The 20,992-nt window shown below is 73.0% G+C and carries 16 protein-coding genes; 13 read left to right on the top strand and 3 right to left on the bottom strand.

The window, feature by feature from the left end; genetic code table 11:
• Window positions 1-36: 36 nt before the first annotated feature.
• The 13 genes from gcvT to E8D34_RS19540 all read left to right on the top strand — a co-directional run bounded on the left by gcvT (window position 37) and on the right by E8D34_RS19540 (window position 14,422).
• On the top strand, window positions 37-1,131 hold the full coding sequence (gene gcvT / locus E8D34_RS19600; protein ID WP_240771470.1) for a glycine cleavage system aminomethyltransferase GcvT: 1,095 nt from the start codon (window positions 37-39) through the stop codon (window positions 1,129-1,131).
• 55 nt (window positions 1,132-1,186) lie between these two features.
• Complete coding sequence (locus E8D34_RS19595) at window positions 1,187-1,453, top strand: hypothetical protein (RefSeq protein ID WP_206056811.1); 267 nt, start codon at window positions 1,187-1,189, stop codon at window positions 1,451-1,453.
• Between the two features lie 25 nt (window positions 1,454-1,478).
• Window positions 1,479-2,330, top strand: coding sequence for a PhzF family phenazine biosynthesis protein (locus E8D34_RS19590; protein WP_136596284.1), 852 nt, complete (start codon window positions 1,479-1,481; stop codon window positions 2,328-2,330).
• 10 nt (window positions 2,331-2,340) lie between these two features.
• Window positions 2,341-3,135: a thymidylate synthase gene (locus E8D34_RS19585; protein ID WP_136596283.1), complete on the top strand. Its 795-nt coding sequence runs from the start codon at window positions 2,341-2,343 to the stop codon at window positions 3,133-3,135.
• Window positions 3,136-3,146: 11 nt separating this feature from the next.
• The gene (locus E8D34_RS19580; protein ID WP_136596282.1) at window positions 3,147-3,668 is read left to right on the top strand and encodes a dihydrofolate reductase; all 522 of its coding nucleotides are present in this window, start codon (window positions 3,147-3,149) and stop codon (window positions 3,666-3,668) included.
• A gap of 37 nt (window positions 3,669-3,705) precedes the next feature.
• Window positions 3,706-4,659, top strand: a complete 954-nt coding sequence (locus E8D34_RS19575; protein WP_136596281.1) for an LLM class F420-dependent oxidoreductase — start codon at window positions 3,706-3,708, stop codon at window positions 4,657-4,659.
• A 111-nt stretch (window positions 4,660-4,770) separates the two neighbouring features.
• Window positions 4,771-5,655, top strand: a complete 885-nt coding sequence (gene dapA / locus E8D34_RS19570) for a 4-hydroxy-tetrahydrodipicolinate synthase (protein WP_136596280.1) — start codon at window positions 4,771-4,773, stop codon at window positions 5,653-5,655.
• The gene (locus E8D34_RS19565) at window positions 5,652-7,337 is read left to right on the top strand and encodes a ribonuclease J (protein ID WP_136596279.1); all 1,686 of its coding nucleotides are present in this window, start codon (window positions 5,652-5,654) and stop codon (window positions 7,335-7,337) included. Before dapA ends, E8D34_RS19565 begins: the two co-directional genes overlap by 4 nt.
• A gap of 186 nt (window positions 7,338-7,523) precedes the next feature.
• Window positions 7,524-10,187, top strand: coding sequence for a DNA translocase FtsK (locus E8D34_RS19560; RefSeq protein ID WP_136596278.1), 2,664 nt, complete (start codon window positions 7,524-7,526; stop codon window positions 10,185-10,187).
• A gap of 5 nt (window positions 10,188-10,192) precedes the next feature.
• Complete coding sequence (locus E8D34_RS19555) at window positions 10,193-11,806, top strand: helix-turn-helix domain-containing protein (RefSeq protein ID WP_240771474.1); 1,614 nt, start codon at window positions 10,193-10,195, stop codon at window positions 11,804-11,806.
• 156 nt (window positions 11,807-11,962) lie between these two features.
• Window positions 11,963-13,372 (top strand): 30S ribosomal protein S12 methylthiotransferase RimO, encoded by a 1,410-nt coding sequence (gene rimO / locus E8D34_RS19550; protein WP_206056814.1) that lies wholly within the window; start codon window positions 11,963-11,965, stop codon window positions 13,370-13,372.
• Window positions 13,369-13,983: a CDP-diacylglycerol--glycerol-3-phosphate 3-phosphatidyltransferase gene (pgsA, locus tag E8D34_RS19545; protein WP_136596275.1), complete on the top strand. Its 615-nt coding sequence runs from the start codon at window positions 13,369-13,371 to the stop codon at window positions 13,981-13,983. Before rimO ends, pgsA begins: the two co-directional genes overlap by 4 nt.
• A 127-nt stretch (window positions 13,984-14,110) precedes the next feature.
• Entirely contained in the window at window positions 14,111-14,422 is a 312-nt protein-coding gene (locus E8D34_RS19540) for a helix-turn-helix transcriptional regulator (protein ID WP_136596274.1), read from the top strand.
• A gap of 196 nt (window positions 14,423-14,618) precedes the next feature.
• On the opposite strand, the gene htpX is transcribed toward E8D34_RS19540, so the two are convergent.
• Genes htpX through E8D34_RS19525 form a run of 3 tightly spaced genes read right to left on the bottom strand, consistent with a single transcriptional unit; the run spans window position 14,619 to window position 20,948 of the window.
• Window positions 14,619-15,494 carry a zinc metalloprotease HtpX gene (gene htpX / locus E8D34_RS19535; protein WP_136596273.1) on the bottom strand — a complete coding sequence of 292 codons (876 nt, stop codon included), beginning with the start codon at window positions 15,492-15,494 and terminating at the stop codon, window positions 14,619-14,621.
• 54 nt (window positions 15,495-15,548) lie between these two features.
• A complete protein-coding gene (locus E8D34_RS19530; RefSeq protein ID WP_136596272.1) occupies window positions 15,549-16,349 on the bottom strand; it encodes a DNA-formamidopyrimidine glycosylase family protein in 801 nt (266 codons plus the stop codon).
• 27 nt (window positions 16,350-16,376) lie between these two features.
• Entirely contained in the window at window positions 16,377-20,948 is a 4,572-nt protein-coding gene (locus E8D34_RS19525; RefSeq protein ID WP_136596271.1) for an ATP-dependent helicase, read from the bottom strand.
• Window positions 20,949-20,992: the final 44 nt, after the last annotated feature.

The following is a 20,992-nucleotide window of genomic DNA, read 5'->3' as shown; positions in this document are numbered from 1 at the left end:
CAGGATAGCGAGCCGGCTCCGCATACGATGCCGGCCATGGACCTGCTGCACTCCCCGTTGCACGACCGTCACGTGGCGCTGGGCGCCAAGTTCTCCGAGTTCGGCGGCTGGCAGATGCCGCTGGAGTACGCCGGCGTGGTCGCCGAGCACACCGCCGTGCGCACCGGCGTCGGCGTCTTCGACGTCTCCCACCTCGGCAAGATCGTGGTGCTCGGCCCGGGCGCGGCGGACTTCGTCAACGCCACGCTGAGCAACGACCTGGGCCGGATCGGTCCCGGCGGGGCGCAGTACACCCTGTGCCTGGACGAGGAGACCGGCGGCATCGTCGACGACATCTTCAGCTACTACCGCGACCCCGAGCACGTGCTGCTGGTCCCGAACGCGGCCAACAACGCCGAGGTCCACGCGCGGCTGCTCGCGGCGGCCCCTGCCGGCGTCTCGGTGACCAACGAGCACGCCGACTACGCGGTGATCGCGGTCCAGGGCCCGCGGTCGGAGACGGTCCTGGAGGTCGCCGGCCTGCCGGTGGGCCACGACTACCTCACGTTCGTCGAGGCCGACGTCGACGGGGCCGAGGTGATCGTCTGCCGGACCGGGTACACCGGCGAGCACGGCTACGAGCTGATCGCGCCCGCCGCCGTCGCCGCCCAGGTCTGGGACCGGGTGCTGGAGGCCGGTGCCGGGTTCGGCATCGTGCCGTGCGGTCTCGGCGCCCGCGACACCCTGCGCACCGAGATGGGCTACCCGCTGCACGGCCAGGACATCGGGCCCGACGTCACGCCGGTGCAGGCGCGGCTCGGCTGGGCGGTCGGCTGGAAGAAGCCGGCGTTCTGGGGCCGCGACGTCGTCGTCGCCGAGCGCGAGGCCGGTGCCGGTCGCAAGCTGCTCGGCCTGGTCGCCTCGGGCAGGGGCATCCCGCGTCCGGGGATGGGCGTCTACCTGCACGGCATCCCGGTCGGCAAGATCACCTCCGGCACCTTCTCGCCGACCCTCAAGAAGGGCATCGCGCTGGCGCTGACCGACGCCGCGGTGCCCGACGACGCCGAGGTGGCCGTCGACATCCGCGGCCGGCACGAGACGTTCGAGGTGACCAAGCCGCCGTTCGTCGACCCGTCGGTGCGCAAGGGCTGAACCGGGTCCGCAGCGTCCGGCCCGCGGCGTCGGGCCCGTGGTGCAGACTCGGAGCGTGAACCTTCCCGAGCAGCCGCCCACGTTCGCCCCGCCGAGCCCCGCCGAGCGCCCCTGGCGCTGGCGGCTGGAGGATCCCGCCGGCGCTCCGGTCACCCTGCCGGGGGCGCTGGCCGCCGAGTACGACCAGGCGTTCCCCACCCGCGCCGACGCCGAGTCCTGGATCGGTGAGACCTGGTCGGAGATGGCGTCGGCCGGGATCGCCCAGGTGACGCTGTTCGACGGTGAGCGCGAGGTCTACGGACCGATGTCGCTCTCGGCGTGAGCGGCCCGGCCCGGACGAGATCGTGATGGCACCCCGGCCCTTCCGCCAGGTCGATGTCTTCTCCGACGCCGCGCTCGGCGGCAACCCGGTCGCCGTGGTCCACGACGCCGCTGACCTGGACGACGAGCAGATGCAGGCCTTCGCGGCCTGGACCAACCTGTCGGAGACGACGTTCCTGCTGCCGCCGACCGTGCCGGAGGCCGACTACCGGCTGCGGATCTTCACCCCCGGCAACGAGCTGCCCTTCGCCGGCCACCCGACCCTCGGCTCGGCGCACGCCTGGCTCGAGGCGGGCGGTCGCCCCGCCGGGGCCGACGTCGTGCAGGAGTGCGGCGCCGGGCTGGTGCGGCTGCGGCGACACCGGGGGCTGCTCGCCTTCGCCGCGCCGCCGCTGGTCCGCTCCGGTCCGTTGGAGCCCGCCCTGCTGGACCGGATCGTGGCCGCCCTCGGAATCGGCCACGACGACGTGGTGGCGTCGGCCTGGGTGGACAACGGCCCGGGCTGGACCGGGATCCGGCTCGCCTCCGCCGACGCGGTGCTCGCGCTGCGGCCCGACTTCGCCGCGCTCCCCGCCGACGTCGGCGTGGTCGGCCCCTACCCGCCGGGGTCGGAGTGCGCGGTCGAGGTCCGCGCCTTCTGCCAGCCCGCGATGGGCCTGGCCGAGGACCCGGTGACCGGTTCGCTCAACGCCTCGCTCGCGCAGTGGCTCGCCGGGGACGTGCTGCCCTCGTCGTACCTCGCGGCGCAGGGGACGGTGCTCGGCCGCACCGGCCGGGTCCACGTCGAGACCGACGGGGACGGCGTGATCTGGGTCGGAGGCGCGACGCGCACGACCATCCGGGGCCACCTCGACCTCGGTGGGGGTCGCGCCGACTAGGGTTGGGGCCGTGCAGGCCTACCACGATCTCGTCCGCCGGATCCTCGACGAAGGAGCCGAGAAGGGCGACCGCACCGGCACGGGCACGCTGAGCGTGTTCGGCCACCAGATGCGGTTCGACCTCGCCGACGGCTTCCCGCTGGTGACGACCAAGCGGATCCACACCCGCTCGGTCTTCGGGGAGCTGCTGTGGTTCCTGCGCGGCGACACCAACGTGAAGTGGCTGCAGGACCGCGGCATCTCGATCTGGGACGAGTGGGCCGACGAGAACGGCGACCTCGGGCCGGTCTACGGCTACCAGTGGCGCTCCTGGCCGACCCCCGACGGCGGTCACGTCGACCAGATCGCGCAGGTCGTCGAGCAGATCCGGCGCGACCCCGACAGCCGGCGGCACATCGTCTCGGCCTGGAACGTCGCCGACATCCCGCAGATGGCGCTGGCGCCGTGCCACACGCTGTTCCAGTTCTACGTCGCCGACGGCAAGCTCAGCTGCCAGCTGTACCAGCGCTCGGCCGACGTCTTCCTCGGCGTCCCGTTCAACATCGCCTCCTACGCGCTGCTCACCCAGATGGTCGCCCAGGTGACCGGGCTGGAGCCCGGGACCTTCGTGCACACGCTCGGCGACGCGCACCTGTACTCCAACCACCTCGAGCAGGCCCGGCTGCAGCTGACCCGCGAGCCGCGGCCGCTGCCGACGCTGTGGCTGGACCCGTCCGTGACCGCGCTCGACGCCTTCGACCTCGAGCACATCCGGGTGGACGGCTACGACCCGCACCCGGGCATCAAGGCCCCGATCGCGGTCTGAGGGATACCGAGATGACGACTCCCGCCGGGCGGCGGGTCACGATGGTGGCTGCCCTCGCCGAGAACGGGGTGATCGGTGCGGACGGCAACATCCCGTGGCACCTGCCCGAGGACTTCGCCCACTTCAAGAGCACCACGATGGGGCACGTCCTGATCCTGGGGCGGACCACCCACGAGGGCATCGGTCGTCCGCTGCCCGGGCGCCAGACGATCGTGCTGACCCGCGACCCCGAGTGGAGCGCCGAGGGCGTCCGGGTCGCCGCCGACGTACCGTCGGCCCTGGCGCTGGCCGACGAGCTGCTCGCGGGCGCGCCGGCCGACAAGCACGTGATGATCGGCGGCGGCGGCCACGTCTACCGGGCGGCGATGCCGTACGCCGACGAGCAGATCCTCTCCGAGGTGCCGATGACCCCGGAGGGGGACGCCCACTACCCGGAGTTCTCCACGAAGCGCTGGGTCGAGGTGCGCCGGGAGCCGCGCGAGGGCTTCACCGTGGTCTGGTGGGAGCGCGTCTTCGCCTGCGGCGGCGACTGACGTCAGCCGGCCACCAGGGGTCTGGAAGGCTGGCCCCATGGAGCTGCGCGTCTTCACCGAACCCCAGCAGGGAGCCACCTACGACGATCTCCTCCGGGTGGCACTGGCCGCCGAGGAGCTCGGCTTCGGGGCGTTCTTCCGATCCGACCACTACCTGACCATGGGCGGCGACGGGCTGCCCGGATCCACCGACGCCTGGACGACGCTGGCCGGGCTGGCTCGAGAGACCAGCACGATCCGCCTGGGCACGATGATGACCTCGGCGACCTTCCGTCACCCCGGCGTGCTGGCGATCCAGGCGGCCCAGGTGGACCAGATGAGCGGCGGCCGGGTCGAGTTCGGCATCGGCGCCGGCTGGTTCACCCAGGAGCACACGGCGTACGGCATCCCGTTCCCGTCCACCAAGGAGCGCTTCGAGCGGTACGCCGAGCAGCTGGAGCTGATCACCGGCCTGTGGGCCACGCCGGTGGGGGAGACCTACGACTTCGACGGCACCCACTACCAGCTCGCCGACTCCCCGGCGCTGCCGAAGCCGGTCCAGCTGGGTGGCCACCGCGGCGGTCCGCCGGTGCTGATCGGCGGTCTGGGAGCGAAGAAGACCCCGGCACTGGCGGCGCGCTACGCCGACGAGTTCAACCTGCCGTTCGTCGACCTGGAGACCACTGCGCTCCAGTTCGGCCGGGTGCGGGCCGCGTGCGAGGCGATCGAGCGCGATCCCGCCGAGCTGACCTGGTCCAACGCGCTGGTGCTCTGCGTGGGCAGCGACGAGGCGGAGATCGCCCGGCGGGCCGCGGCGATCGGCCGGGAGGTCGACGAGCTGCGGGTCAACGGCCTGGCCGGCACGCCCGAGGAGGTCGTGGACAAGATCGGCCGCTACGCCGAGCAGGGCGCCCAGCGGATCTACCTGCAGACCCTCGACCTGACCGACCTCGACCACCTCCGCCTGGTCGCGGCCGAGGTGATGCCGAAGGTGGGAGACCTGGCCGACTGACCGTGGCGCCCGTCCGCGGGTCGGCGGGCCTGCCGCCCCGCGGCGCCGCCGACCCGTTCCGCGGGAGAGCGGGGTGGTCGGAGCAGCGGTGGCACCCGGTAGCCTGCTCGCATGACTTCCGCACCATTCGGCACCGTGCTGACCGCCATGGTCACGCCGTTCCACTCGGACGGCACCGTCGACCTGGACGGGGTGCAGAAGGTGGCCAAGCACCTGGTCGACCACGGCCACGACGGCCTGGTCGTCTCCGGCACCACCGGCGAGTCCGCGACCACCACCAAGGAGGAGGACGGCGAGATCCTCGCCGCCGTCCGGGACGCGGTCGGTGACCGCGCCAAGCTGGTCGCCGGCGTCGGCACCAACGACACCTCGACCTCGATCTGGCTGGCCCAGCAGGCCGCCAAGAACGGCGCGGACGGCGTGCTGCTGGTGACGCCGTACTACAACAAGCCCGGTCAGCGCGGTGTGCTGCACCACTTCCGCCAGGTGGTCGAGGCCGCCGAGCTGCCGGTGATGCTCTACGACATCCCGGGACGCACCGGCACGCAGCTGGCGATGGAGACCTACCAGGCGATGGTCGACTGGGAGCCGGTCGTCGCGGTCAAGGACGCGGTCGGTGACCTGGCCCGCGGCACCCGGATCCAGCAGCTCGGCTTCAAGGTCTACTCCGGTGACGACGTGGCCAACCTGGCCTGGCTGGCGCACGGCGCGGTCGGCTTCGTCTCCGTCGCGGGCCACGTGCTCGGTGACCGGCTCCGCGCGATGTACGACACGTTCGGCACGGACCCGGCCCGCGCCCGGGAGATCTTCGAGGGGATGCTGCCCGCGATCGACGCGATCATGGGCGCCCCCAACTACGGCGCCACGACCGCGAAGGCGTCGCTGCAGCTGACCGGCGTACTGGAGAACCGGCGCGTCAGATCGCCACTCGTCGAGCTGGACGACGACGAGCTCGCCGCGCTGCGCGCCGGCCTGGTGGCGGGTGGCGTGCTGTGAGCCACCCGCACCCCGAGCTGAGCGCCCCGCCGGAGCTGCCCCAGGGCGGTCTCCGGGTGATGCCGCTCGGCGGCCTCGGTGAGGTCGGTCGCAACATGACGGTCTTCGAGTACGACGGCCGCCTGCTGATCGTCGACTGCGGCGTGCTGTTCCCCGAGGACCACCAGCCCGGCGTCGACCTGATCCTCCCCGACTTCGGCCCGATCCGGGACCGGCTCGACGACGTCGAGGCGCTGGTGCTCACGCACGGTCACGAGGACCACATCGGTGCGACGCCGTACCTGCTGCGCGAGCGGCGCGACATCCCGCTGGTCGGCTCGGAGCTGACGCTGGCGCTGGTCAACGGCAAGCTGCGCGAGCACCGGATCAAGCAGACGCCGTTCTACACGGTCAAGGAAGGCGACACGATCACCTTCGGGCCCTTCGAGCTGGAGTTCGTGGCGGTCAACCACTCGATCCCGGACGCGCTCGCCGTGGCGATCCGCACCGGCGCCGGCCTGGTCCTGCACACCGGCGACTTCAAGATGGACCAGCTTCCCCTGGACGGCCGGATCACCGACCTGCGGGCGTTCGCGCGGCTGGGGGAGGAGGGCGTCGACCTCTTCCTCACCGACTCCACCAACGCGGAGGTGCCCGGCTTCACCACCGCGGAGAAGAAGATCACCCCGGTCCTCGACCAGGTCTTCCGCGAGTCCGAGCAGCGGATCATCGTCGCCTGCTTCGCCTCCCACGTGCACCGCGTGCAGCAGGTCCTCGACACCGCGGTCGCGCACGGCCGCAAGGTCGCCTACGTGGGCCGCTCCATGGTGCGCAACATGGGCATCGCCCGCGACCTGGGCTACCTCACGGTGCCGCCCGGCGTGATGGTGGAGGCCAAGGAGCTGGCCAAGCTGCCGCCGGAGAAGCAGGTGCTGATCTCCACGGGCTCGCAGGGCGAGCCGCTGAGCGCGCTGGCGCGGATCGCCCAGCGCAACCACAACTTCGTCCACCTCGAGCCCGGCGACACCGTGGTGCTGGCCTCCAGCCTGATCCCCGGCAACGAGAACGCCGTCTACCGGGTGATCAACGGCCTGGCCCGACACGGCGCCCGGGTGGTGCACAAGGGCAACGCGCTGGTGCACGTCTCCGGTCACGCCTCGGCCGGCGAGCTCCTGTACTGCTACAACATCGTCAAGCCGAAGAACGTGCTCCCGGTGCACGGCGAGATCCGCCACATGCTGGCCAACGGCGAGCTGGCCAAGCAGACCGGCGTGGAGAACGTCGTCTACGCGGAGGACGGCGTCGTGGTCGACCTGGTCGACGGCGTCGCGGCGGTGTCGGGCAAGGTCGAGGTCGGCTACGTCTTCGTGGACGGACAGACCGTCGGCGACGTCACCGAGACCGAGCTGAAGGACCGCCGGATCCTCGGCGAGGAGGGCTTCATCTCGGTGATCGTGGTGGTCGACTCGGTCTCGGGCAAGGTCTCGGCCGGCCCGGAGATCCACGCCCGCGGTCACGCCTGGACCGATGCGATGTTCGACGACATCAAGCAGCCGATCATCGACGCGGTGAACTTCCAGCTCTCCGAGGGCAACACCGACACCTACCAGCTGCAGCAGGTGGTCCGCCGGACCATCGGGCGGTGGGTGAGCGGCGCGCACAAGCGGCGTCCGATGATCATCCCGGTGGTCGTCGAGGCCTGATCGGCGCGGCCGGGATCACCGGTCGACCGGGGAAGCTCGCAGTTGTCACCCGTTGCGCCGGGTGACAAGTGCGGGAACCCCCGGTCAACCGGTGATTCATGCGCTCCCTGTGACGCCCGCGACCCCTGCGCACCACGCCCGCGTGTTGTCGCTGGGACGGAAGTTCCGCGTGATTAGGTTGTCAGCATGGCGACCCGTACGTCTTCCCCAACGGCGTCGCGCAGCCGGACCACGTCGACGAGTCGCTCCTCGAGCGCCAAGAAGACGTCCAGCTCGCGGTCCAAGAGCTCGACCTCCCGTGCCAAGAAGAGCACGGCGAAGCGGCCTGCCCCGCGCGCGGTCCGCAACGGCAGCGGACCGGTCGCCCGGCTCTTCTCCGCGCTGGCCCGCGGCATCGCCGCGCTCTGGTTGGGCATCGCCCACGGCGTCGGCGCGATCGTCCGCGGCCTCGTCGGCGGCGCCAAGGAGATCGAGCCGGAGCAGCGCCGCGACGGGATCGGGCTGCTGCTGGTCGGCCTCTCGCTGATCATCTCGGCCGCGGTCTGGTTCGAGGTCCCCGGCGCGGTCATGGAGTTCATGCGAGCCGTCGTCTCCGGCAGCGTCGGCAAGATCGGTTGGCTGGTGCCGCTGCTGGTGATGGTCGCCGCCTGGCGGGTCATGCGGGACCCGGTCCACAACGGTCCGGTCGGACGTCAGGTGATCGGCTGGACCGCCTTCTCCTTCGGCATCCTCGGCATCGTCCACATCGCCAACGGCATGCCCGAGCCGGTCGCCGGCGACACGATGCCGCTGCGTGACGGCGGCGGCGCGATCGGGTACGTCGTCTCGGCGCTGCTGCTCGACCTGCTGCGCTCCACCTACGTCGTGGTCCCGCTCCTCGCGCTGCTCTCGTTCTTCGGGGTGCTGGTGATCACCGCGACCCCGCTCTACCGGATCCCCGACCGCCTGCGCGACCTCAGCAACCACCTGTTCGGCGTACACCCCGACGACGCCGATCGGCGCCGGGCGGCCGTCGACCTGGACGACACCTTCGAGCGGACCGGCGACCAGGCGTACGACAGCCCGGTGATCAGCGAGCCCAAGAAGAAGCGCAAGCGCAAGGGCGCCGAGGTCGAGGACGAGGCGGTCAACCCGGTGGAGGAGTCGATGGAGCTGCGCGAGCCCATCGACTTCGACTTCGACTACCTCGACAGCGACGTGGACCGCACCGCCGAGCGGCCCAAGGTCAGCCCGGACGCCGCGGGCGTCGGCGCCGCGGGTGCCGCCGCGGCCGCGGCGACCGCCGCCGCGATGCGGTCCGGCGGCGAGGACACCGACGCCCTGGAGCCGCCCCCGCACGCCGAGCTGCCGCAGCGCGTCGAGCAGCTGCAGCTCTCCGGCGACATCGCCTACACGCTGCCGACCGGCGAGATCCTCAAGGCCGGCTCGCCGCACAAGGCCCGATCCAAGGCCAGCGACGACGTCGTGGCCCGCCTGCAGGGCGTGCTCGAGGAGTTCAGCATCGACGCCCAGGTCACCGGTTACACCCGGGGACCGACGGTGACCCGCTACGAGATCGAGCTCGGCACCGGCGTGAAGGTCGAGAAGATCCTCGGCGTCCAGAAGAACATCTCCTACGCCGTCGCCTCGGAGGACGTCCGCATCCTCAGCCCGATCCCCGGCAAGTCGGCGGTCGGCGTGGAGATCCCGAACACCGACAAGGAGATCGTCTCCCTCGGCGACGTGCTGCGCTCCAACGCCGCACGGAACGACCACCACCCGATGGTCTCCGGACTCGGCAAGGACGTGGAGGGCGGCTTCGTGGTCGCCAACCTGGCGAAGATGCCGCACCTGCTGGTGGCGGGTGCCACCGGCTCCGGAAAGTCGTCGTTCATCAACTCGATGATCACCTCGGTGCTGATGCGCGCGACGCCGGACGAGGTCCGGATGATCATGGTCGACCCCAAGCGCGTCGAGCTGAACGCCTACGAGGGCGTGCCGCACCTGATCACGCCGATCATCACCAACCCGAAGAAGGCCGCCGAGGCGCTGGCCTGGGTCGTGCGCGAGATGGACATGCGCTACGACGACCTGGCGAACTTCGGCTTCCGCCACATCAACGACTTCAACAAGGCGGTCCGCGCCGGCAAGGTCGAGCTGCCCCCGGGCAGCGAGCGCGAGCTCTCGCCCTACCCGTACCTGCTGGTGATCGTCGACGAGCTGGCCGACCTGATGATGGTCGCCCCGCGCGACGTCGAGGACTCCGTCGTGCGGATCACCCAGCTCGCCCGTGCGGCCGGCATCCACCTGGTGCTGGCCACCCAGCGCCCGTCGGTGGACGTGGTCACCGGCCTGATCAAGGCCAACGTGCCCTCGCGCCTGGCGTTCGCGACCTCCAGCCTCGCCGACAGCCGGGTGATCCTCGACCAGCCCGGCGCGGAGAAGCTCGTCGGTCAGGGTGACGGCCTGTTCCTGCCGATGGGTGCCTCCAAGCCGATCCGCGTGCAGGGCTCCTGGGTCACCGAGGAGGAGATCCACCAGGTCGTCAAGCACTGCAAGGGGCAGCTGGAGCCGACGTACCGCGACGACGTCACGGCGCCCGCGGGCGGCAACAAGGTGCTCGACGACGACATCGGGGACGACCTGGACCTGGTGGTGCAGGCGATCGAGCTGGTCGTGTCGACCCAGTTCGGCTCGACCTCGATGCTGCAGCGCAAGCTGCGCGTCGGCTTCGCGAAGGCCGGCCGGCTCATGGACATCATGGAGAGCCGTGGTGTGGTCGGCCCCAGCGAGGGATCCAAGGCCCGGGACGTCCTGGTGAAGCCGGACGAGCTCGACTCCGTGATTGCGACCATCCAGGGGGAGGCGTGACCCAGATGACCGACCAGACCTCCGTCGCCGAGCGCGAGCTCGACGACGACTCCCGTGCCGAGCCCGCCGAGGCGGAGGCCACGGAGGAGCGCCCGACGGCGCCCACCGCGCCCCCGCCGACCTCGATCGAGGTACGACGCAACGTGGCGCTCGCCGGCGTCGTGGGCGGCCTCTCGGCCGTGCTCGCCGTCGCCTTCGGGGTGCGTGCGCTCGACGGCGGCACCGCGCTCGACTGGGCCTCGTTCGGCGTGCTGGTGCTCGTCGTGCTGGCCTACGGCGCGTCGCTGCTGGACAGCCGCGCGCCGCTGATGGTGGTCGACGTGCACGGCGTACGGCTGCGCAGCGGCGGCCGTTGGCAGGGCATCGCCTGGTCCGAGGTCGACTGCCTGGAGCACCTGCCGCGGCGGCGGGTGGTCCGCGACGGTCACCTCCTGGTCGTCGCCCACGACGACCGGCAGCTCGTCGTACCGCTGACGATGGCGACCCGTCTCTCCGGTGCCACGGCGTCGACCCTCAGCGACCGGCTGGCCGCCCTGGCGGCGGGCCGCGCGGACGTGGTCGAGGTGGTGCCCGGCCTGACCGACGACGTAGCCGACCACGCAGCCGAGGATGGCGTCGAGCACGCAGCCGAGGATGCCGTCGAGCACCCTGGCGAGACCGCGGCGGTGGCCGCGGACGGCGAGGACCAGGTCGCTGACGACCCGGCCCACGAGCCGGCGGAGCCGGACGACGACGGTGGCGACGCGGCCGCGGCCACCGAGCCGCCGGCGCCGGGACGCCGGCCCGTGTACCCGGCCCGGGTGGAGCACCCGTCCGCGCACACCCCCCGCAGCCCCGAGCCGGCGACCGCCGGCAGTGCGGACACGATGACCGTGGTGCTCGACGACCTCGCCGTGCACCCGGCGGACGCGCCGGTCGTCGGTCCGCAGCTGGCCGCGGCCCGCGAGCGGCTGCGCCTCTCGGTGGACCAGCTCTCCGAGCGCACCCGGATCCGCCCGCACGTGATCGAGTCCATCGAGGTGGACGACTTCACCCCGTGCGGCGGGGACTTCTACGCCCGCGGCCACCTGCGGACCATCGCTCGCGTGCTCGGCATCGACGCCTCCGAGCTGGTGGCCGCCTACGACGAGCGGTACGCCGAGGCGCCGCTGGACCCGCGACGGGTCTTCGAGTCCGAGCTGGCCACCGGCGTGGGCGGCTCCATCCGCGGCACCCGGGGCGGGCGCAACTGGTCGGTGCTGATCGCCGCGGTGATGGCTGCGGTGCTCGTCTGGTCGTTGGCACGGCTGCTGATGGACGGCCCGGTGCCGGTGAGCGACTCGCCGGTGCTCAGCCAGGTCGGCAGCGGCGGGATCGCGACGCGCGCGGAGAAGGCCGAGGCACTTCCGCTGACGCTGACCGCCGCCGGCGGCGGCGCCCACCTGGTGGTCCGCGACGGCTCCGGCGACGTGGTCCTGCAGGGGCCGCTGGCGTTCGGGCAGACGGCCGAGCTCGAGGTGGTGCCGCCGGTGCGGATCTCCAGCAGCGACGGCTCGGTGACGGCCTCGCTGGGCGGCGAGCCTGCGGCGGCGCTGGGCAGGACCGGCGAGGACGTCACCAAGACGCTGATCGCCCCCTGAGCCTGGAATCACCGATCCTCGGCTGAGTGTGATCTGCGTCGGGCCGGGAGCGGCGACGCGCCCGGCAGGGGGCCGGTGGGCTGCTCCTCGGTTCGTGCCGGACACCGGCCACGCGCCATACTGCGGGTAGCCATGACGACCTCCGAGAAGCAGCCTCTGTCCGTAGCGCTCCTGACGCTGGGATGCGCCCGCAACGACGTCGACTCCGAGGAGCTGGCCGGGCGGCTGGCTGCCGACGGGTTCGCGCTGGTCGATGATCCCGAGGACGCCGACACCGTGGTGGTCAACACCTGCGGCTTCGTCGACGCGGCCAAGAAGGACTCGATCGACACCCTGTTGGCCGCCTCGGACCTGAAGTCGAGTGGGCGCGCGCAGGCCGTGGTCGCGGTGGGCTGCCTGGCGGAGCGGTACGGCGAGCAGCTGGCCGACTCGCTGCCGGAGGCCGACGCGGTGCTCGGCTTCGACGACTACGGCGACATCGCCGGCCGGCTGCGCGCGATCGTCTCCGGCGAGCGTCCGCACCCGCACACGCCCCGCGACCGGCGACTGCTGCTGCCGATCTCCCCGGCCGAGCGGCAGGCGGTCGACCCCGCGGCGGCACCGGTGGCCGGCGCCTCCGGCACCCGCACCCGCCTCGACAGCGGCCCGATGGCCCCGCTGAAGCTGGCCAACGGCTGCGACCGGCGGTGCACGTTCTGCGCGATCCCGATGTTCCGGGGCTCCTTCGTGAGCCGCCGGCCCTCCGAGGTGATCGACGAGGCGCGCTGGTTGGCCGGCGAGGGTGTGAAGGAGCTCTTCCTCGTCTCCGAGAACTCGACCTCCTACGGCAAGGACCTCGGCGACCTCCGGTTGCTCGAGACCCTGTTGCCCGAGCTGACGGCCGTCGAGGGCATCGAGCGGGTCCGGGTCTCCTACCTGCAGCCCGCCGAGACCCGGCCCGGCCTGATCGAGGCGATCGCCACGACGCCGGGCGTCGCGCCGTACTTCGACCTGTCGTTCCAGCACGCCAGCGCGACGGTGCTGCGCCGGATGCGGCGCTTCGGCGACCCGGACAGCTTCCTGGGTCTGCTCGACCAGGCCCGGGCGCTCGCGCCGACCGCCGGCGTCCGCTCCAACGTGATCGTGGGCTTCCCCGGTGAGACGGAGGAGGAGTTCCGGACGCTGTGCGACTTCCTGGTCGCCGCGCGGATGGACGTCACGGGCGTCTTCGGGTACTCCGACGAGGACGGCACCGAGGCGGAGACCTTCTCCGGCAAGCTCGACGAGGACGAGATCAACGCGCGCGTGCAGCACGTCACCGACCTGGTCGGAGAGCTCAACGCGCAGCGCGCCAGCGAGCGGATCGGCGAGGAGGTGGTGGTCCTCGTCGAGGATCTCGCCCCCGAGGACGCCGATCCCGGTACGGTCGAGGGTCGCGCCGCCCACCAGGGCCCCGAGGTCGACGGCACCACCCGCCTGCTGGGCGCCGACGGCGTCGCCGAGGGGGACCTCGTGGCGGCCGTCGTCGTCGACTCCGACGGCGTGGACCTGATCGCCGAGATCCGCCGTACGGAAGGCCGCGCATGACCGAGCAGCAGCCCGCTCCCAGCAACTGGAACCTGCCGAACGCGCTGACCACGCTGCGCATCGCGGCGGTGCCGTTCTTCGGCTGGGCGCTGCTCTACGACGGAGGCGAGTCGGTCACCGCGCGCGTCATCGCATGGGCGATCTTCTTCGTCGCGATGATCACCGACAAGATCGACGGCGACATCGCCCGCTCCCGAGGCCTGGTCACCAACTTCGGCAAGATCGCGGACCCGATCGCGGACAAGGCGCTGACCGGGATGGCCTTCATCGGCCTCTCGATCATCGGTGAGGTGTGGTGGTGGGTCACCATCGTGGTCCTGCTCCGCGAGTGGTCCGTCACGCTGCTGCGTCTCTCGGTCGCGAAGCGCGTGGTGATCGCGGCCAAGGACCTCGGCAAGCTGAAGACCGTCGTGCAGTCGCTCGCGCTGGGCCTGCTCTCACTGCCGCTGCTGCTGCTGGACGGGTTGCTCGGCGACATCGGCGTGGTGGTCTTCTACCTGGCGCAGGCGCTGCTCGCCGTGGCCGTGGCCCTGACGCTCTGGTCCGGCTGGGAGTTCTACCGGGACCTGTGGAAGCAGCGCCACCAGTTGCGTGAGCCCGCCCCGCAGTGAGCGATCGGGGTGCCCCGCGTCGCGACACGCGAACGGTCCGGCGCGGAAGAACCACGGCTCAGGTAGCGTTGCACCCGCAGACCGGACCCGGCGGGTCCGGGAACGCCTGAACGAGAGGAGATCGGCGATGGTGTTGTTCCGCCAGCGTCTCGGTGATGTGCTGCGTGGTCGCCGGGGAGAGTTGGGCCTCACCCTCCGCGAGGTCTCCGGTGTGGCGCGGGTCAGCCTCGGCTACATCTCCGAGATCGAGCGCGGTCAGAAGGAGGCGAGCTCGGAGCTGCTCGCGTCCCTCTGCGAGGCGCTCGACATGCCGCTCTCCGACGTCCTGCGTGACGTCGCCGACGCCGTCGCCATCGACGAGGCCGCCGTGGCGGCGCCGCAGCCGACGCCGATCACCGCCCGCAGCCACGCGGGCGAGGTCGTCGCCTCCGCCGCCTGACCCGCCGACCCGGGCCTGAGGCCCCACCGAGCCGTGGCTCGGGCACCCTGGAGCCGTGGCTCGGGCTCTCTCGAGCCGTGGCATGGGCTTCCGAGCCGTGGGTTGGAAACCAACGAGTCCCCGCCCTGCTGCGCGCAGGACGGGGACTCGGTCGTTCCTGACCCCCGCCGGTGGGGCCTGAGGCCCGGGTCGGCCGTCAGCGGCGGCCGGCCATCGACTCCAGCCGCGCGATCCGGTCGGCCATCGGCGGGTGGGTGGCGAAGAGCTTCGACATGTCCTGGGCCCGGAACGGGTTCGCGATCATCATGTGCGAGGCGTTCTGCAGCTGGGGAGTGGGCGCGAGCGGGGCGCGGGCGGTGCCCGTCTCGAGCTTGCGCAGCGCCGAGGCGAGCGCGAGCGGGTCGCCGGTCAGCTTGGCGCCGTCCTCGTCGGCGTCGTACTCGCGGGTCCTGCTGATCGCCATCTGGATGACGCCCGCGGCGATCGGTGCCAGCAGGGGCGTGGCGATGAGGACCAGCGGGTTGGGTCGGTCCTCGTCGCGGCCGCCGCCGAAGATGGAGGCGAAGGCCAGGAACTGGGCGACCGAGCTGATCACGCCGGCGATGGCGGCGGCGACCGAGCCGGTGAGGATGTCGCGGTTGTAGACGTGCATCAGCTCGTGGCCGAGCACGCCGCGCAGCTCGCGCTCGTCGAGCAGGCCGAGGATGCCCTCGGTGCAGCAGACGGCCGCGTTCTGCGGGTTGCGGCCGGTGGCGAACGCGTTCGGCGCCTGGGTCGGCGAGACGTACAGCTTCGGCATCGGCTGGTCGGCCCGCAGGGAGAGCTCGCGGACGATCCGGTACATCGCCGGCTGCTGCTGCTCGGTCACGGGGTAGGCCTTCATCGCCCGGATCGCGAGCTTGTCGGAGTTCCAGTAGCCGTACGCCGTGGTGCCGACGCCGATCAGCGCGAAGAGCCAGATGATGTTGGCGTTGCCGGTGCTGCCGGCGATCAGGCCGCCGATGAGCAGCAGGAGTCCGAAGATCGCTCCGAAGAGGCCGGCCGTCTTGAGCCCGTTGAAGTGGCTGTGCATAACTGGGGAACGTACCGGGTGCGTGGCGCGTTCCCGCGCGCGAGGCGGGTCCCGTCACACCCGGGGCTGGCAGGTCGGGCACCAGTAGCTGACCCGTTCCTGGCCCGGTCGGTCGCCGCTCGTGCCGGTGCGCACGGGCGTCCCGCAGCGGCGACACGGCTGGCGGGCCCGGCCGTAGACCCACGACGGGGACCGTGGATCGCCGGTGGTGACCCGGCGCGGGCGGTCGGCGTTGAGCACCAGCAGTCGGTGGGCGCTCGTCACCACCGACGGGAGGTCCGGCACGTCGCGGACCGGGGTCTCGGGATGCAGGCCGGCCAGGAAGCAGACCTCCGCGGCATAGACGTTGCCGATGCCGGCGAGGAGCGACTGGTCGAGCAGCGCGCTGCGCAGCGGCCGTCCGGGAGCGGCCCGCAGGCGGGCCAGGGCCTGCGCCAGGTGCTCCTCGCCCCAGTCGGGATCGAGCAGGTCGGGACCGAGGTGGCCGACGACGCGGTCCTCGTCGGCGGTGCGGAGCAGGTCGACCGCGCCCAACGAGAATCCGACCGCCTCGACGTCCCCGGCGACGAGGACCACCCGCGCCGTGTGGCCGGGCCGCTCCCAGCGCGCGCCCGCACGGTGGACCCGCCAGGAGCCCTCCATCTTCAGGTGGGTGTGCAGCGTCAGCTCCTCGCCGCGGACGCGCAGTCGGGTGAGCAGGTGCTTGCCCCGGGGCACGGTGGCGAGCACGGTCCCGCCGCACAGGTCGGCGGTCGCGTGCCGCGGCACGCGCAGGTCGGCGCGCGTCAGCTCCCGTCCGGTCAGTGCCCGGTCCAGCCGCGTCGCGGTCTGGCGCACGGTGTCGCCCTCAGGCATCGGTCATCCCGGGCGTCCGTCCGATCCTCAGCCGCGCAGCCGCAGACCGCGCGGCGTGGCCACGAAGCCGGCGGAGCCCAGGGCGTCGCGCAGCGGCGTCGACGACCCCAGGAGCGGTACGCCGTCGGCCCGCTCCACGGTCAGCCGGCCCAGGTTGCCACGTCGGACGGCGGTCGAGAGCGCCTCGGCGGCGGGGCCGAGCAGCGCGGGCTCCTCGGTCCAGGTGAGCAGCGTCCGGCCGCCGCGCTCGACGTAGAGCGCGAGCTCGCCGTCGACCAGCACCACGATGGCGCCGGCCTTGCGACCGGGGCGGTGGCCGCCGTCCTGGGTCGCCTCGGGCCAGGGGAGCGCCGCGCCGTACGGGTTCGCCGGGTCGGTCGCGGCGAGCGCCAGGGCGACCGGCTTGTCGCTGGCCTCGGTGCCGGAGAAGGACCGGAGCCGGTCCACGGCCCCCGTGGTGGCGAACTGGGCGGCACCGAGTCCCTCGATGAAGTAGCCGCGCCGGCACCGGCCGGAGTCCTCGAACGCGCTGAGCACCCGGTAGACCCCGGCGAACCCTCCGGGGACGCCTTCGCTGACGACCGCGCCCCGGGTCACCACGCCGTGCCGGGCCAGCAGCCGCTCGGCGGTGGCGTGGCCCCGCCGGGTCGGGTCGAGGTCGACGCCCGGCAGCAGCGACCATCGTCCGGCGGTCTCCGGAGGACCGGTTCGGGTGAGCCGCCCTGGGCGTCCGCCGGCGGGGCGGGTGCGGTGCGCGGCGCGTCGCGTGCGGGTCAGCGCCCGCAACGGCGCGAGGGTGTCGTTGGTGAGCAGGCCGGCCCAGACCAGCGACCACAGCGCGACGCTCAGCGCGTCGTCGGTCGGCAGGTCCTCGCCGGCGGCCCGGGACGCGATCGCCACCTGGTCGTGGACCTGCCGGAAGAACCACGCCCCGCCGGGGGCCAGGGCGTCCAGCACGCGCGCGGCCAGCGAGCCCTCGGGCTCCCCGGGCTCCGGCAGCGACAGGGGGGCCTGGTCGGCCAGGTGGAGCGAGACCCAGCCGTCGCCGCCGGCCAGCGGGCCGTGGCCGGCCCACACCACCTCGCCGGTCGCGGTCAGCTCGTCCAGCATCGCAGGCTCGTAGTCGCGCACCCGCCCGCCGAGGACCAGGGCCTCGAGCGCCGACGCCGGGACCGGCGCGCCGGCCAGCTGCTCGACCGCGGTGATCACTCCATCCACCCCGCGCAGTGCGCTCCGGGTCGTCGACAGCCCGTGCCAGGACAGCGAGAAGCGCGCCAGGGCGGCCGGAGGCACCGGCTCGATCTCGTGGCGCAGGCGGGCCAGGCTGCGTCGCCGCAGGCGGCGCAGGACCTCCGCGTCGCACCATTCCGTGCCTTCGGCGCCCGCCGTGGGCAGGAACTCCCCGGAGATGACCCGGCCCTGGGCCTCCAGGCGCAGCAGCGTGTGCCGGACCACGGCGACCCCGAGTCCGAGGCGGACGGCGACCTGCCCGATGGTGAACGGTCCGTGCGTGCGGGCGTAGCGGCCGACCAGGTCGGCCAGGGGGTCTTCGACCGGCTCGGTGAACGCCGCGGCGACCCCGGGCGGTGCCGGCACGCCGAGCCCGTCACGCAGCCGGGCGACGTCCTCCACGACGGCCCAGGCGTCGCCGTAGGGCATCCGCACCTCGACCACGCGCCGGGCGCGTGCCAGCTCCGCCAGGAGGTCGGCGTGGAGCACGCCGTCGACCGTGCGGGCGCGGACCTCGTCGGCGGTCAACGGCCCGACGAGGCGGAGCAGGTCGACCACCCCTTCGGCGTCCCGGGCGCGCCGGTCCGGCGCGGTGCGCTGCAGCTCGGCCTCCACCTCGAGCAGCACCTCGGGGTCGAGCAGCTCGCGCAGCTCGGCGCGGCCCAGGAGCTCGGCGAGGAGCCCCTGGTCGAGGGTGAGCGCGGCGGCCCGCCGCTCGGCAATGGGGGAGTCGCCCTCGTAGAGGTACTGCGCGACGTACCCGAAGAGCAGGGTCCGGGCGAACGGTGAGGGCTGGGTGGTCTCGACCTCGCTGACGGTCACCGAGCGCTGGTCGACGCGGCGCAGCAGGCCGACGAGCCCGGGCAGGTCGTAGACGTCGTTGAGGCACTCGCGGACCGTCTCCAGCAGGATCGGGAACGACGGGTAGCGGCTGGCGACCTCCAGCAGCGCCGCGGCCCGCTGTCGCTGCTGCCACAGGGGCGACCGGCGGCCGGGGTCGCGGCGGGGGAGCAGCAGGGCGCGCGCCGCGCACTCCCGGAACCGGGCGGCGAAGAGGGCGGAGCCACCGACCTCGCGGGTCACCAGGTCCTCGATCTCGTCGGGCTCGAAGACGACGAGGTCGGCTCCCGGCGGCTCGGCGTCGGTGTCGGGGATCCGGATCACGATGCCGTCGTCGGCCGCCATCGCCTGGCCGTCCACCCCGTACCGTTCGCGGAGGCGAGCGTTGATCGCCAGCGCCCACGGTGCGTGCACGGCGGTGCCGTACGGCGAGTGCAGCACCAGCCGCCAGTCGCCGAGCTCGTCGCGGAACCGCTCCAGCATCAGCATGGTGTCGCACGGCAGCACGCGGGTCGCCTCGGCCTGCTCGTGCAGGTAGGCGACGAGGTTGGCCGCGGCGTAGTCGTCGAGGCCCTCGCTCCGGGTCCGCGCCCGGGCCTCCTCGGCCGGCAGCGATCCCACCTCGCGGGTGAAGGCGCCGATGGCCTCGCCGAGCTCGGCAGGACGGCCTGGGTTGTCGCCCTTCCAGAACGGCAGCCGGGCGGGGACGCCCGGGGCCGGGGTGACGATCACCCGGTCGTGGGTGATGTCCTCGATCCGCCAGCTGGTCGCGCCGAGCGCGAAGACGTCGCCGACCCGGCTCTCGTAGACCATCTCCTCGTCCAGCTCGCCGACGCGGCGGTTGCTGCCCTCGCCGGCCAGGAAGACCCCGAACAGGCCTCGGTCGGGGATGGTGCCGCCGCTGGTCACGGCCAGCCGCTGCGCGCCGGGCCGCCCGGCCAGCTCCCCGGTGACCCGGTCCCAGGTGATGCGCGGGCGCAGCTCCGCGAACTCGTCGCTGGGGTAGCGCCCCGAGAGCAGGTCCAGCACCGCCTCGTAGGCGGAGCGCGGGAGGCCGGAGTAGGGCGCGCTGCGCCGGACCAGGTCGAACAGCTCCTCGACCGGCCACGACTCCAGGGCGACCGCGGAGACGACGTGCTGCGCGAGCACGTCCAGCGGGTTGGCGGGGACGCGCAGCGACTCGATCCCGCCCGCGCGCATCCGGGAGACCGAGACCGCGGCCGGCACCAGGTCGCCCCGGTGCTGGGGGAAGAACACGCCACGGGAGACCTCGCCGACCTGGTGGCCGGCGCGACCGACGCGCTGCAGCGCGCTGGCGACGCTCGGCGGCGAGGCGATCTGGAGCACCTGGTCGACCGCGCCCATGTCGATGCCGAGCTCGAGGCTGCTGGTGGCGACCACCGCGGGCAGGCGGCCGGACTTGAGGTCGTCCTCGACGAGCGCCCGCTGCTCCTTGGAGACCGAGCCGTGGTGGGTGCGCGCCATCAGCGGGGCCGCCCCGGCGGCGGCGCCCGACTGGGCCATGATCTGCGCCGGCGGGGTGACACCCTGCGCGGAGACGTCGGCCGCGATCTCGTTCAGCCGGGCGGTCAGCCGCTCCGCCGTACGGCGACCGTTGGTGAACACGATGGTGGAGGTGTGCTGGCCGATCAGGTCGGCCACGCGCTGCTCGACGTGCGGCCAGATGCTGGCGGCCGTCGTCGGGTTGCCGAGCTCCGCGTCGATGGTCGCCTCGAGCGGGTCGGGTTCCTGGGAGCGCGGCAGGTCGGTCATGTCCTCGACCGGGACCACCACGCTCAGGTCCCACTCCTTGTGGGCCGGGGGCGCGACGATCTCCACGGGCGCGACGCCGCCCAGGAAGCGGGCGACCTCCTCGGTGGGCCGGACCGTCGCCGAGAGCCCGACCCGCTGCGCCGGTCGCGGAAGCCGCGCGTCCAGCCGCTCCAGGCTGAGCGCCAGGTGCGCGCCGCGCTTGGTGCCCGCCACGGCGTGCACCTCGTCGACGATCACGGTCTCGATCCCGTCGAGCGTCTCCCGTGCCTGCGAGGTGAGCATCAGGAAGAGCGACTCGGGGGTGGTGATCAGGATGTCCGGCGGTCGCGTCCCGAGCCGTCGCCGGTCGGCCGCGGTCGTGTCGCCGGAGCGGACGCCGATCTCCACGTCGTGCAGCCCCGCGTCGGCGCCACCGCCGAGTCGGGCCGCGGTCTGCCGGATCCCGGCCAGCGGTGCGCGCAGGTTGCGCTCGACGTCGACGGCGAGCGCCTTGAGCGGGGAGACGTAGAGGACCCGGGTCCGGTGTCTGCGCTCGGCGGGCGGAGGGGAGGTGAGCAGGCGGTCCAGGGAGGCGAGGAAGGCGCTCAGCGTCTTGCCGGAGCCGGTGGGCGCCACCACCAGCGTGTGCTGCCCGCGACCGATCGCCTCCCACGCTCCGGCCTGCGCCGGTGTCGGCTCGGCGAACGCGGCACGGAACCAGGTCCGGGTCGGCTCGCTGAAGGACCCCAGCGGGTCGGCGGCGTCGGATGCGGGCACGGGCCCAGTCTGGCGCACGGCTCCGACACCGCCGGGGCCTCGGT

The organism is Nocardioides sp. GY 10113, from assembly GCF_004919105.1.
Classification (GTDB): Bacteria; Actinomycetota; Actinomycetes; order Propionibacteriales; family Nocardioidaceae; genus Nocardioides.
The sequence above is the reverse complement of the archived record's forward strand: the minus strand, read 5'-3'. Positions and strand labels throughout refer to the sequence as shown.